Here is a 13,030-nt window from a genome sequence, read left to right as displayed (position 1 = left end):
TAAACTTAGACCCGTTAGATCCGCGCCCGATGGAACGAGATACGATCACCGCGACCATTCGCGATAAAAACACTCCGTGGGACGTCATCGTCATTGGCGGCGGAGCTACCGGCGTAGGTTGTGCCGTCGATGCGGCGACGCGCGGATATTCGGTACTGCTGCTTGAGCAGCACGATTTCGGCAAGGGCACATCGAGCCGTAGTACCAAGTTGGTCCACGGTGGCGTCCGATATCTCCGGCAAGGCGATATCCCGCTCGTCCGCGAGGCTCTGCGCGAGCGCGGCATACTGCTTCGCAATGCCCCAAATGTCGTAAAGGAACAGGCGTTTATAGTGCCTTGCTATAGCAGATGGCAGAAGTTGTTTTACGGTATCGGGCTCAAAGCTTACGGCATTCTCTCCGGCAAATATGCCTTGCCGAGGTCGCGCATCGTGTCGCGGGCTGAGGCCTTGCAGATCTCCCCAACTTTTGTGTCTAAAGGACTTGTCGGCGGAGTTGTTTACTTTGACGGGCGATTTGACGATACTCGATTGCTCGTCGATCTCGTAAAGACGGCGGCATCGCACGGTGCGTGTCTCCTCAATTACGCAATAGTTACGGGTATTACCAAAGATCGATCGGGCCGAGCAACCGGAGTATCGTTCATCGACGTCGAGACCGGTGAAAAGATGACTGCTAGATCGCGTTCGGTGGTCAATGCAACGGGAGTTTTTACGGATCCGGTTCGTAAAATGAGCGATCCGTCCGCTGTCCCGCTGATCAAGTTTGCTCAGGGCGTTCATCTTGTCATTGACCGCAGATTTCTGCCTGCCGAGACGGCAATAATGATCCCCAAAACAAGTGACGGCAGGGTTCTGTTCTGTATTCCCTGGCAAGGATATACGCTGGTCGGCACGACCGATACGCCCATCGACTCGGCGACACTCGAGCCAAAAGCCCTCGCCTCCGAGATCGATTTTCTACTCGAAACTGCGGCGAAGTACTTGACCTCCGCACCCGGTCGAGCAGATGTCCGGAGTGTTTTTGCCGGAGTTCGGCCATTGATCTCGTCAGGGTCTGATGATCGAACCTCGTCGATCTCGCGTAGTCACGATATATTTATCGACGCCGCGGGACTCGTGACGATTACGGGTGGAAAGTGGACGACGTACCGGCGAATGGCCGAAGATGCGATCGACAATGCCGCTAAAGTCGGCGGACTGGATGTTCAACCGTCGGTTACTGAAAGTGTAACGATCGATCACGAAGAACGATCGGGAAATGGGCGGCAACTGCATCAGGAGATCGATCTTACGGAGGATGATGTGATCAGGTCCGTTCGGTCTGAGATGGCCCGGACCGTCGAGGATGTTCTCGCCCGCCGCTCAAGAGCCTTATTCCTGAACGCAACTGCGGCGATCGAGATCGCTCCGTTAGTCGCAGAGATTTTAGCGTTAGAATTGCAAAAAGATGATGATTGGGTAAAACGCCAGATCGACGAATTTAGTACGCTCGCCCGTGATTATCTAATTCCGTTAGGCGATGGTCTTGATTCAGACGCTGATTGATGCTGTCCGCGACCATTCGCGCTCGCAATTTTGCCGCTTCCGCATTTTCGCCGGAGTAAAATTTATCCACGGATTCGACAAAAATTTCGATCCAACGGACAAAATGCCCGGGTTCCATCCGCTCTCGAGCATCGAATGTCTGGTGTACGAGCAGAGGGTTGCCGGAATAGACGGGACGTCCAAGGATCGTCTTTTCCCAAAAATCACACATTATGGGCTTGTGGGCATCGAGATCCATCAGCGTAAAATGATGTCCAATGACCGCGTCATTGACAGCGATCGAGTAGAAATGATCGATCAACCGTTCGATATCCCGGCGCGAATTGATGTCGGAGGCCATTATTCGGTGGTGACCGCATCATCGCCCGCAAGTGCGGCGTGAAGCGTGTGCCAACTCAAGCTTGCGCATTTTACACGAGCGGGAAACTCGAGTACGCCGGCAAATATCTTTAGTTTGCCGAGCGTGTTCTCGTCAGTTTCGATGTCGAGGCCGCCAGTTACCATTTCGTGAAACTCATTGAAGATGGTTTCGGCCTCATCTCGCGTTTTACCCTTTACGGCTTGGGTCATCATCGACGCGGATGCCTTTGAAATAGCGCAGCCCGAACCCTTAAAGGAGACGTCTGCGATCTTATCGCCGTCCATCGACACGTACACACGCAGAGCATCGCCGCATAACGGGTTTTTTCCGTCGGCGGTCTGATCTGCGTCCTCTATCTCACGAAAATTTCGCGGATTCTTGTTGTGTTCTAAAATTACTTCCTGATACAGATCACTCAATTCGGACATAAATATATTTTATTATGCCCGAACGACATAACCTAGTTAGGAAAGGCCAACAATGTTGCCATCGGCATCAATATCGATCCTTTCTGCTGCCGGATGTTCGGGCAGAGCGGGCATTGTCCGCATATCGCCGCAAACCGGATAAATAAATCCCGCGCCGACGCTGGCCCGCACTTCGCGGATCGGCAGCGTAAAACCGGTCGGCGCACCCTTTAGCTTGGGGTCGTGACTCAGACTAAGGTGAGTTTTTGCCATACAGATCGGCAAATTACCGAATCCGTTCGCCTCGTATGAGGCGATCTGCTGGTCTGCGAACGGTTCGAAATACACGTCTGCTGCGCCATAGATCTTTTGGGCGATAATTTCGATCTTGGTCTTGATCGGCTGATCGAGATCGTATAAAAACTTAAAGTTGCTCGGCTGATCCGCCGCAGCGATGACCATTTCCGCAAGCTCGATCGCACCCTTACCGCCATCGGACCAATGGTTCGAAACCGCTGCCCCGAGGGCTCCCGATTCGATCGCGATCCGCCTCACTGCCGCTATCTCCTCAGGGTGGTCCGTCTCAAACGCGTTGATCGCAACCACCGGCGTGACACCGTGGTGCCTGACATTCTCGATCTGTTTACGTAGATTGGCTGCACCGGCCTCGACATCGGCGACATTGTTTTCGAGCATCTCCGGCGGGAGCGGTTTGCCGGCGACGATCTTGTATTTACCGCTATGCGATTTCAGTGCGCGGATGGTCGCGACGATCACACACGCGTCAGGCACCAATCCGCTGTAACGGCATTTAATATTAAAGAATTTTTCAGCGCCGATGTCCGCACCAAATCCGGATTCGGTCATCAGATAATCTGCCGTCTTAATACCTATCAGATCGGCCAGGATACTGCTGTTGCCGTGAGCGACGTTGGCAAACGGCCCGGCGTGTACGAGCGCGGGCGTGTTTTCGAGCGTCTGCATTATAGTCGGACGAATTGCGTCTCGCATAAGCACGGTCATCGCTCCCGCGGCACCGATCTCCTCGGCCGTCACGGGCTTTTTATCGTGCGTCATACCGACGACGATGCGGCCAAATCGCTTGCGCATATCCTGCAATGACGTGGTCAGAGCGAGTATTGCCATCACTTCGGATGCGACGGCGATATCAAATCCCGTCTCACGCGGAATGCCGCCTTCCATACGGCCTCCGAGTCCGACGATGATCTTACGCAGTGCCCGGTCATTGGTGTCCACCACGCGTTTCCAGGTGATGCTGTGCGGATTGATATTGAGTGGATTGCCGCGGAGCAGTTTGTTGTCGATCATCGCCGCGAGTAGATTATTTGCAGCGGTGACGGCGTGGATATCGCCCGTTAGATTGAGGTTAAACGTCTCCATCGGCACGACCTGAGCATAGCCGCCGCCGGCAGCACCGCCCTTGATACCGAAAGTCGGCCCTTGCGACGGTTGCCGCAGGCTTACGACAGACTTTTTGCCGAGGTGTTTCATCGCCTGGCCGAGTCCGATCAGTGTGGTCGATTTGCCCTCGCCGAGCGGTGTCGGCGTAATGGCTGAGATGTCAATATACTTGCCGTTGGGCCGATCCTTTATCCGGTCCAGGATGTCGAGCCTGAGTTTGGCTATGTATGGGCTCCCGTAGATGTCAAAATCATCAGGGCCGAGGCCGAGTTGTTCGGCTATTTCAGAAATTGGGCGAAGTTTAGCGTGTTGAGCGATATAGAGGTCAGATTGCATATCGAGAGTATCCTCTGATTTCCGTTTTAGTAATGTGACGAAACTCACAAACGGCACCGAAAATTTTGCCGTCGTTGTCAGGCAAAAACTTCTATGACCTTTTGGATCGCATCGGCGAGCTTCTCAACCTCTTGACGCGTATTGTAAAAAGCAAAGCTTGCACGAGCCGTGGCCGGAACGTCAAAAAACTCCATTACCGGCTGAGCACAGTGGTGGCCGGCACGGATCGCGACCCCTTGCTGATCGAGGATCGTGCCGATGTCGTGCGGGTGTATGCCCTCGATCGTAAACGAGACAACGCTTGCTTTCTCCGCGGCCGTGCCAATTATTTTGACTTCAGGAATATCAGAGAGAAGCTGTGTCGCGTATTCCAGCAATTCGTGTTCGTACGCGGCGGCAGCCTCGAAATCGATCGAATTTATATAGTCGATCGCCGCTCCAAGCCCGATCCCCGCTGCGATGGCCGGCGTTCCGGCTTCAAACTTTGCCGGCAGCGGCGCGTAGGTCGTCTTTTCGAAACTCACGGTACGGATCTGGCTGCCGCCGGTCTGATATGGCGGCATCTTGTCGAGCCACTCGCGTTTGCCATAAACCACGCCGCTGCCGGTCGGTGCAAACATTTTGTGACCCGAAAATACAAAAAAGTCGGCGTCGAGATCCTGCACATCGACCGGAAAGTGCGGTACGCTCTGGGCGGCATCGACACAAACAGGAATTCCCAATTTATGAGCCGTTGCGATCATTTCCTTGACCGGATTGACCGTACCGAGGCTGTTTGAAACGTGTCCGATGGCAACGATCTTTGTCCGCTGGTTGAGCAGGCGTTCGTATTCCTCGACTATCAGTTCGCCGCGTTCGTTCATCGGGATCACGACGATCTTCGCACCGCGTTCCTCGGCGGCGACCTGCCAAGGGATGATATTTGAGTGGTGCTCCATCTGCGAGACGAGTATCTCGTCGCCCTCATTGATGAATCCCTTGCCGAAACTGTATGCCACGAGATTGATACCCTCTGTCGTCCCGCGAACGAAGATACAGCAATTCACATCCGGAGCATTGATGAACCGCTTTACCTTTTCGCGGGCCGCCTCATACGCGGTGGTCGCGTGTTGTGACAGATAATGCACGCCGCGATGAATATTCGAGTGTTCCTCGGCGAGGTACTTTGAAGTGCGGTCGATCACCGACTGCGGCACCTGCGACGATGCCGCGTTATCGAGATACACTAGCGGTTTGCCGTTAACCTCAGTCGCGAGTATCGGAAAATCCTTTCTAATCTTTTCTACGTCAAAATTCATAAGATTAATTCACCACAGAGAGCACCGCCGGAATTGATTTCCAAGATTTCATTCGACGATACAGAGATTTCTGAGCTCTCTGTGTCCTCGGTGGTTATATTTCCGTTCCCAGCCTATTCAGTACCATCGCGTCCAGTTCGGCCTTTATCGCGTCGATCTCGATCTTGTTTATCACTTCCTCGGCAAAGCCGTAGGTTAACAAATTTTTGGCAAGCGTCGGCGGCAGACCGCGGGTCAGCAGATAGAACAACTCTTCTTCCTCGATCTGTCCGACGGTCGCACCGTGTGCGCATTTTACGTCGTCGTTGTAAATTTCGAGCTGCGGTTTGGTGTCGATGCGAGCGTCATTCGATAGCAAAAGGTTCTTATTCGACTGCTGAGCGTCGGTGCCGTGTGCATTTGCTCGGACAAATACCTTTCCGTTAAAAACACCCCTCGAATGCTCGTTCAGCACGCCCTTGTAGGTCTGATGCGAAAGGCAATTCGGCACGGTGTGATCGATGATCGAGTGTGTGTCGTGATGCTGACTGCCGCCCAACATATAGAGGCCGTCAACCCAAGCCTCGCCGCCCTCGGCAGTAAACTTCAATTCGATGTCGTGTCGCGAAAGTGCGGCACCGAGATTGATACTCGTCGAATCGTAATGGCCGCCGCCGCGAACCTCAACTTCCGTCACGTTGTAGTTAAAAGCTTCGGCCGCGTCTTTCTGCACGCGATAATGCGTCAAATTCGCATTTTCCTCGACCACGATCTGCATTGCACTGCTCGTAAATCCTTTAGCAGTCGATGCATATGTTTCGACGATCGTGGCCTTGCTCCCGGCCTCGGCGACAACGATGATGTGCGGGAATATCGCGGTGCCGTCCTCCGCCGCAAAATTCAATTCGATCGGCTCCGCAACGCTCGTTTCTTTTGGAATTCGGATAATCTGAAATTCACCAAACGCTAGATTCAGAGCCGTGAATCCATTGCGCTTGTAGTCGAAATCAGATGCCCGTTCGTCCACACTCGCGTTTCCGCTCGTTTGGATCGTCCACTGACCCGCGACCTGTGACGCAACATTAGTGTATTTCCAATCTTCTTCGTGAACGGTCGGAAATCCCACCGATTCGAAGTATGCGAATGCCGCATCACGTAACTTTGTCATCGCGTCATCGCCAACGGTCGAGCGAAACTCGGTGAACTGCTTTGTAAACTGTGTCTCCATTACTGCTGTCGTACTACTCATTTTTACGCACCTAACCTAACTAAACTAAATTTATTGTCACTTTTGATCGTCGCCGCCGGATCCAAAAGCAGATCCTTGGCCATCTTGAGCTTCGACTCATTCTCGCTACGAGGCTTTTTGTCATCGACCAACGTTGAGCGGTCGTAATTAAAGAGGAAATCGTATCTCGTAAGAATATATTGCACGCCCAGTGCTTTGGCCTTTGCACGAGCTTCGCCGATATTCGCGGAATCCCAAACGAGTGTTCGCAGGGTCCAATCTTCAAAAAGATAATCCGAATAGACCGATCGTTCGATGTTGTAAGTATCACGCCGCATATTGATCAGCCAGACGCTTGAGTCTTTAGGCGTATCAGTATCAACGGCCTGATAGAACGGATAATAATCGAGGTTTCGTGTCAGATACTCGTCGCGAGTCTCGCCGCCCAGCACGACCCGAAGCGGTGCCTTTTGGCAGAACCAAGCCACGGCAGTCAGTGTTGCGGCCAACGCTGACGCGGCAAATGCGTACTGGGCGATGCCGCGCAGTTTATCGCCAAATGCCTCAACTGACGCGGCGATCGCAATTGCAAGCGCCGGGACTATCGGCAGCAAGTATCGCAATTGCGCACTCGAAAACAGCCAAAATAGATACATCACGCCCGCAACTCCGGCCGCGATCTTCGCCTCAGTCGGGATTTCGAGTTTCCACAATGCCCAGATGAGCAGCGGCAGCCCGATCAAAAATGCGACGCCGAGAACGCCGTCGTAATTTGCGGGTTCCTCCGGTTGAGCCATCACCGACACGCGAACGGGCGCAGTCAGATAATTTGCCTTGTTGGACTCGGCACCACCGTATTGTGCGTTCATTCCTTGGAATAGGTTCGAACGCTCAACATCCCAGCCTGCGGCCGTGCCCGGCCAGATGCTCATATAGAATGGAAACACGGGCGAACCCGTCACGGCCCAAGTCCGAATATAGGTGGGCGAGGCGATCGCACCGGCGAGAATGAGCGATCCAAATCCGGTAGCGATGATCTTGCCTGTGTCCGCCGCATTTCTCGCACGGAGTAAGACGACCAACGCAAATGCCGCGATCACAAACACCGTTGTCATTTTGACGCCCAGTCCGGCACCGAGAAAGATGGCAATTGCGCTAGCCGTCGCGTTCGACGGCTGGCCCCACCAACGGCATAAACTATAGATCGCAAGCGTTATATATAGAGCGAGAGCGATGTCGATATATCCGCTCGATGCAACGTGGTACGCCGTCGGAACTGACGCGGCCATTAGCACGGCGATCAGCGACCATCGTCGCGAAATTCCGGTCTCGCGAGCCCAACCAAAAATGCTGGCGAGCAGCAATGGAAAGAATAACCACACGACTATCGTCCCAGCGACCTCGGCCGTTCGTTCGCTGAAAATGCCGCCAAGGAGTCTCGCCCAGACGATGTGCATCTCGGTCCCGAGTGCAAGATAGCTCGCGATATTGCCCTCGACAAATGTATTGCTGCCCTGAGCGATGAAAGCCTTTGGCACCGATAAATGATAGAGCAGCGAGTCTTTGGCAGTCGGCGGCGCGGCGGCGGAAATTAGCGCGAGCACCACGGGAACGGCGATCAGCAGCAGCAACGCTTTGTCGAACGCTCCCGCACGTTCGGGCACGCGGCTTTCACTTTTTGCTTCGCGGATCCGACTCACATTGAGGCCGGCGAGGACAAGGCCAATGACGAGTGTCGCCACAGCAGTCGTTCCCGAGTAGGCACCCGCGAGCCCCAGAAAAAACCATATCAATGACCAAAAGGCCGAACCGATAGCGATCTTCGACGCGAGTTCCAGCACATGCGAGTGGTTTGCTGATCGAGTCGCGGGAATGAGGAAGGATACGAAACTTCCCAACCCAAACCACGCAACGCCGATCAAAACGGCGAAAATAGATCCGGCCGCACTTTGCCAAATGCCTTCGGCCCCGATCAACGGGCCTCCCCCGAGATTGCCGGCAAGTATTTGCAGTTGCCAAATATCAGCCGTTCGGCCAGCCAGAAAAGCGATCAGACAAACGACCGCAAAGACCGCAAAAGCGGCCGCTGCAAGAGTCTGCTTGTTTGATCTATCCTGTGTCATTTATATCCAGCGGCGTACACGGCCGCAAAACTCGATATATTGATCTTTATGAGTTTTCGTCAAAAATTCTTCTTCGAGCCGCACCTGGATCTGCATCAATGTGTCTGCCATAGCAACGGACGCTAGTGTCAACGCATTCGGCAGCGATAGTAAAAATCCGAACAAAGCGAGACGCATACCGAGAAAGATCGGATTTCGCGAAACGCCGAATAAACCTATTTCGACCAAATCGGTCTTATTATCAGCGTCGATACCGATACGCCAGGACTTGCCCATTTGCATCTGGGCCATAGCGGTCCAGGCCAAAGCGATTGCCATCAGCGTGAGGCCCGCGATCTTGACGCCCGGGCCATCAAGCCAAATAATGGGTGCTGTATATTCGTAAAACTGCGGTGCCAGCGAGTACACAAGCGTCGTGATCAGGATCAATATAAGCGGAAGTCGATATAGCCCCTCGATAAAGTCGATCGGCCGTCCGGCTTTGCGAACGACGTAAGGATTTATACCCGTGCGTTTCCACACGAGATACGAGCGCCCAACAAAAGCGATCATAAAGAATGCCACCAGATAGAGCGGCAAGATGATCCTCAGGGCTTCGCTCACCTATTTGCCCACACCTTTCACCCAATCGTAGCCCTTTTCTTCGAGCTCGACGGCGAGTTCCTTGCCGCCTTCTTTGACGATCTTGCCGTCCGCGAGGACGTGTACAAAATCAGGCTGGATGTAGTTCAAAAGCCGTTGATAGTGCGTCACGAGAATGATCGCATTCTCGGGCGAACGGAGTTTGTTGACTCCCTCAGCGACGATGCGAAGAGCGTCGATGTCGAGGCCTGAATCGGTCTCATCGAGGATCGCGAGTTTAGGCTCGAGCACGGCCATCTGGAGTATCTCATTACGCTTTTTCTCGCCGCCCGAAAACCCCTCGTTGACCGAACGCTTGAAAAACTGCGGATCCATCTCGACGATCTTGGCCTTTTCCTTCAGATAGTCGTTAAACTCAAGCGGATCGAGTTCTTCCAGGCCGTGATGGAGAGCTTTCTGGTTATAGGCGAGCCGCAGAAATTGCGAATTTGATACGCCGGGCACCTCGACCGGATACTGAAATGCCATAAAAACGCCCTCGCGTGCACGAACGTCAGGATCGAGTTCGAGCAGGTCTTTGCCGTCAAACAATACGCTCCCTGAGAGCACCTCGAATGACGGATGCCCTGCGAGAACTTTTGACAACGTCGATTTACCCGACCCGTTCGGCCCCATAATGGCGTGGACCTCGCCCTTTTTGACCTCGAGATTCAGGCCCTTCAATATTTCTTTGCCGTTGATTCCGGCGTGTAGATTTTTAACTTCTAATAACATTTTTATATGGTCTCTTTAACTTTAATATTTATGATTCGCAATTAATTAGTATTTTTCCTGAACGTTTTCCGCCGTCGACATCAAGATGAAAATGGGTGAATTTATCAAAAGTAACGATCGCAATTTTGGTAACCTTTATAAATATTTGCTGACCTCGAATCTGTAACGGCGGTCGGCCTAACGTAATCTAATAAACTGACAAGCATTTTTCCCGGCTCTTCAAACGGGATCAAGTGTGCGGAATTTTCAAACCAGATTGCTTTTTTCGTCGTCGCTTTTACATTCTTCAGCCACGCTTCCGTTGGCTCGGACGGAGTCGTGTAATCGTGCCGCCCCATAAACATAAAGATCGGGATCGGAAATTCTTTAACGCTTTTGAAATCAACTGCTAAAAATTCGGGCAAAATTCTGCTTAACGTGAACAAGTTTCCATTATCTATTGCCGAGACGTCTTTCTCCACGTATTCCGGCGACAACAGCGGCGCGTTGAAATAGTATTTCGACTCATCTCTAAAGGCACTCAACCCGCCGTAATACTGCGCCCATTTTCTCGCGATGATAATGCGCTCGCGCGTAATTGGTTGATCGCCCGGATAAGGCGCGATCGATTTTAGTTCTTTCAGCGCAGCTGCATTCTTGAGCTTTTCGGCTTGCGAAACTGCATACTCAAAACTTAAACGCTCATTGTCTCGCGTATTTATAACCTGTCCGATCCCGACGTATGCGTGAAAAAGATCGGGACGTTTCAGTGCGGCCTTCAAACCGATGATCGTTCCCCAACTATGACCGACAAGGATGACTTTTTCGGTTTTGTAGCGCTTGTTGATAAATTCTGCCAACTCGATCGCGTCATCAACGTATTTATTAATGTTTATCGAACCACTGATCGAATCCGGCTCGGCTTCGAGAAACGTCTTGCCCGATGCTCTTTGGTCCCAATTTACGACCGTAAAATATTCTTCGATCGGTCGCTGAAACATCCACATCGCGGGCGACATAGGCGAAGCCGGACCGCCGTGAACAAATAAAATCACGGGATTCTTGCGATCTTGTCCGCGAACGTAAATCCACTGTTCGATGCCGCCCGTTTTTACTTTATAGTTTTCCTGAATACCGGTCGGATTCGTGATTTTCCCCAGGCCGGCAATAATTTCTCTTCCCTCTGCATATTCATTCTTAACCTCACCACTCTGCGCCGCCGCCGAGGTTGATAGCAGAATGAAATAAAACAAAATTGCCGGAATGATACGCATAAGTTCTTGTCGTTTTAAATTCCTAATCATTTACGAAAATTTCGCCCTTCAAATATAAAGCCGCAGACCCGCCGATCTTTACGCGGTCACCCGCAAGTTCGCAAAATAGTTCACCGCCGCGGGCCGACACTTGTCGGGCAAACATCACTGTCTTCCCAAGCCTTTCCGCCCAAAAAGGTATCAAATTGCAGTGCGACGAACCGGTTACCGGATCTTCGAAAACACCGACCTCAGGGGCAAAAAATCTCGATACAAAATCTGAGGAATCTCCCGGAGCGGTGACGATAAAGCCGTGAGCCTCGATCTTAAGACGCTCTGACAATTCCAGAAGCGCGGAAAAATTTGGCTTAATATCCAAGATCTCTTGCTCATTTTCGTAAACCAAAAAATAATCCCGGGCTTTGAAAACCTCTTTCGGCATTTTGCCGATCGCCTCGATCAAGCCATCCGGCGCCTCCGCCGGCGAAACAGGCCGGGAAGGGAAATCGAGAGTCAATACATCGCCATTTTTCTCGACAGACAACTTTCCGCTCTTATGCGAGTGAAAATTGACGATGTTGCTCTCAAGCTTCAAGACCTCGAAGATCGTAAATGCCGAGGCCAGCGTCGCGTGGCCGCAAAGATCGATCTCAAACGTCGGCGTGAACCAGCGGATCTCGTATTGCCCATCGCCCCCGGGAACAAAAAACGCGGTTTCCGACAGATTGTTTTCCAACGCGATCGCCTGCATCGTCTCAGGCGGTAGCCACGCGTCGAGCGGCACGACGGCCGCCGGATTGCCGCCGAAGGGTTCGCTTGTAAATGCGTCAACCTGAAATATCTGTAATTTCATCTATCTTTTAAGCGTTATCAAAACCAGTCCGCCGATGCACAATAGGATGCCGATCACCTTTTCTATCGAAATGCTTTCTCTAAACACGATCAAGCCGATCAGCATCAATAGCGCGGCACCGCACACATTTACCGAGACCGGCAACAGGCTCAGATTCCAACCGGCACGATAGGCGAGCATAAAACCGATCTCGATCGCCGCCGCTCCGAGTCCGATGCCGACCGCTGACCAGATGGCCGTCCGAACCATCGGTACGATCTCTGCGTCCTGCCTCGGGAACAAAAAATAACCGCCAATGCACGCTGCGATCCCGATCAAGTAGGCCAGAATGACTACGACGAATGGGTTCGCATTCTGATCGGTCGACTTTTGAGCGATCTGGTAGACCACCAATCCGAAAATGATCAATACGGGAGCAAGATAATAGATCATTCCTTGACGGCCGCGATCGCCTGTATCTCGATCTGCGTGCCAAAATGCAGATCTTTGACCGGTATCATTGCTCTCGCCGGACGATGATCGCCCATCACGCGGGCGTAAACCTCATTGACCTTGCCCCACATTTCCATATCCGAAACGTAGATCGTCATCTGCAAAACGTGATTCAGATCGCTCCCCGCCGAGTGCAAAACTGCCTCGACATTCCTCAAAGCCAATTCCGTCTGCTCACCGATATCACCCGTAAAAGCCTCCCGCGTATCCAGTGTCATCGGCAACTGCCCCGAAACATAGATCAGTCCGTTATGCTCGATGCCCGGTGAATAGTGGCCTTTCGGTTGCGGTTGGTTTGCAGGTTGTATCGTTTTCATAAGAACTATTAACCACAGAGATCACAGAGACCACTGAGAAAAACACCAAACGATCCTCTGTGTTCTCTGTGATCTCTGT

The 13,030-nt window shown here is 52.4% G+C and carries 13 protein-coding genes; 1 reads left to right on the top strand and 12 read right to left on the bottom strand.

Annotation, left to right across the window (positions count from 1 at the left end):
• The first annotated feature begins 29 nt into the window (after positions 1-29).
• A complete protein-coding gene (locus IPQ00_12110) occupies positions 30-1,547 on the top strand; it encodes a glycerol-3-phosphate dehydrogenase/oxidase (GenBank protein ID MBL0241302.1) in 1,518 nt (505 codons plus the stop codon).
• Here IPQ00_12110 and IPQ00_12105 read toward each other — a convergent pair.
• The 12 genes from IPQ00_12105 to IPQ00_12050 form a co-directional block, all read right to left on the bottom strand.
• Positions 1,483-1,887 (bottom strand): group III truncated hemoglobin, encoded by a 405-nt coding sequence (locus tag IPQ00_12105; protein MBL0241301.1) that lies wholly within the window; start codon positions 1,885-1,887, stop codon positions 1,483-1,485. The genes IPQ00_12110 and IPQ00_12105 overlap by 65 nt on opposite strands.
• A complete protein-coding gene (locus IPQ00_12100) occupies positions 1,887-2,336 on the bottom strand; it encodes an SUF system NifU family Fe-S cluster assembly protein (protein MBL0241300.1) in 450 nt (149 codons plus the stop codon). Before IPQ00_12100 ends, IPQ00_12105 begins: the two co-directional genes overlap by 1 nt.
• Before the next feature lie 36 nt (positions 2,337-2,372).
• Positions 2,373-4,073, bottom strand: a complete 1,701-nt coding sequence (locus IPQ00_12095; GenBank protein MBL0241299.1) for a formate--tetrahydrofolate ligase — start codon at positions 4,071-4,073, stop codon at positions 2,373-2,375.
• 77 nt (positions 4,074-4,150) lie between these two features.
• Positions 4,151-5,371, bottom strand: coding sequence for a cysteine desulfurase (locus IPQ00_12090; protein ID MBL0241298.1), 1,221 nt, complete (start codon positions 5,369-5,371; stop codon positions 4,151-4,153).
• Between the two features lie 94 nt (positions 5,372-5,465).
• Positions 5,466-6,599, bottom strand: coding sequence for a Fe-S cluster assembly protein SufD (sufD, locus tag IPQ00_12085; protein ID MBL0241297.1), 1,134 nt, complete (start codon positions 6,597-6,599; stop codon positions 5,466-5,468).
• A gap of 2 nt (positions 6,600-6,601) precedes the next feature.
• The gene (locus tag IPQ00_12080) at positions 6,602-8,701 is read right to left on the bottom strand and encodes a glycosyltransferase family 39 protein (protein ID MBL0241296.1); all 2,100 of its coding nucleotides are present in this window, start codon (positions 8,699-8,701) and stop codon (positions 6,602-6,604) included.
• Complete coding sequence (locus IPQ00_12075; protein MBL0241295.1) at positions 8,702-9,304, bottom strand: isoprenylcysteine carboxylmethyltransferase family protein; 603 nt, start codon at positions 9,302-9,304, stop codon at positions 8,702-8,704. It abuts the gene before it with no gap.
• On the bottom strand, positions 9,305-10,057 hold the full coding sequence (sufC, locus tag IPQ00_12070) for a Fe-S cluster assembly ATPase SufC (protein ID MBL0241294.1): 753 nt from the start codon (positions 10,055-10,057) through the stop codon (positions 9,305-9,307).
• Positions 10,058-10,161: 104 nt separating this feature from the next.
• Positions 10,162-11,310, bottom strand: coding sequence for an alpha/beta hydrolase (locus IPQ00_12065; protein MBL0241293.1), 1,149 nt, complete (start codon positions 11,308-11,310; stop codon positions 10,162-10,164).
• Positions 11,311-11,332: 22 nt separating this feature from the next.
• Positions 11,333-12,142 (bottom strand): PhzF family phenazine biosynthesis protein, encoded by an 810-nt coding sequence (locus IPQ00_12060; protein MBL0241292.1) that lies wholly within the window; start codon positions 12,140-12,142, stop codon positions 11,333-11,335.
• Entirely contained in the window at positions 12,143-12,574 is a 432-nt protein-coding gene (locus IPQ00_12055; GenBank protein ID MBL0241291.1) for a hypothetical protein, read from the bottom strand. It abuts the gene before it with no gap.
• Entirely contained in the window at positions 12,571-12,951 is a 381-nt protein-coding gene (locus IPQ00_12050) for a RidA family protein (protein MBL0241290.1), read from the bottom strand. Before IPQ00_12050 ends, IPQ00_12055 begins: the two co-directional genes overlap by 4 nt.
• Positions 12,952-13,030 lie beyond the last annotated feature (79 nt).

Origin of the sequence: Chloracidobacterium sp. (genome assembly GCA_016720705.1) — a bacterium.
Taxonomy (GTDB): domain Bacteria; phylum Acidobacteriota; class Blastocatellia; order Pyrinomonadales; family Pyrinomonadaceae; genus OLB17.
This window is presented reverse-complemented; position numbering and strand designations above follow the sequence as displayed.

Excerpts from the sequence above, each read along its gene's own strand:
- sufD (MBL0241297.1), bottom strand. The coding sequence starts at position 6,599 with ATGAGTAGTACGACAGCAGTAATGGAGACACAGTTTACAAAGCAGTTC.
- IPQ00_12065 (MBL0241293.1), bottom strand. The coding sequence starts at position 11,310 with ATGCGTATCATTCCGGCAATTTTGTTTTATTTCATTCTGCTATCAACC.
- IPQ00_12110 (MBL0241302.1), top strand. The coding sequence starts at position 30 with ATGGAACGAGATACGATCACCGCGACCATTCGCGATAAAAACACTCCG.
- IPQ00_12055 (MBL0241291.1), bottom strand. The coding sequence starts at position 12,574 with ATGATCTATTATCTTGCTCCCGTATTGATCATTTTCGGATTGGTGGTC.
- IPQ00_12090 (MBL0241298.1), bottom strand. The coding sequence starts at position 5,371 with ATGAATTTTGACGTAGAAAAGATTAGAAAGGATTTTCCGATACTCGCG.
- sufC (MBL0241294.1), bottom strand. The coding sequence starts at position 10,057 with ATGTTATTAGAAGTTAAAAATCTACACGCCGGAATCAACGGCAAAGAA.
- IPQ00_12080 (MBL0241296.1), bottom strand. The coding sequence starts at position 8,701 with ATGACACAGGATAGATCAAACAAGCAGACTCTTGCAGCGGCCGCTTTT.
- IPQ00_12060 (MBL0241292.1), bottom strand. The coding sequence starts at position 12,142 with ATGAAATTACAGATATTTCAGGTTGACGCATTTACAAGCGAACCCTTC.
- IPQ00_12095 (MBL0241299.1), bottom strand. The coding sequence starts at position 4,073 with ATGCAATCTGACCTCTATATCGCTCAACACGCTAAACTTCGCCCAATT.
- IPQ00_12105 (MBL0241301.1), bottom strand. The coding sequence starts at position 1,887 with ATGGCCTCCGACATCAATTCGCGCCGGGATATCGAACGGTTGATCGAT.
- IPQ00_12050 (MBL0241290.1), bottom strand. The coding sequence starts at position 12,951 with ATGAAAACGATACAACCTGCAAACCAACCGCAACCGAAAGGCCACTAT.
- IPQ00_12100 (MBL0241300.1), bottom strand. The coding sequence starts at position 2,336 with ATGTCCGAATTGAGTGATCTGTATCAGGAAGTAATTTTAGAACACAAC.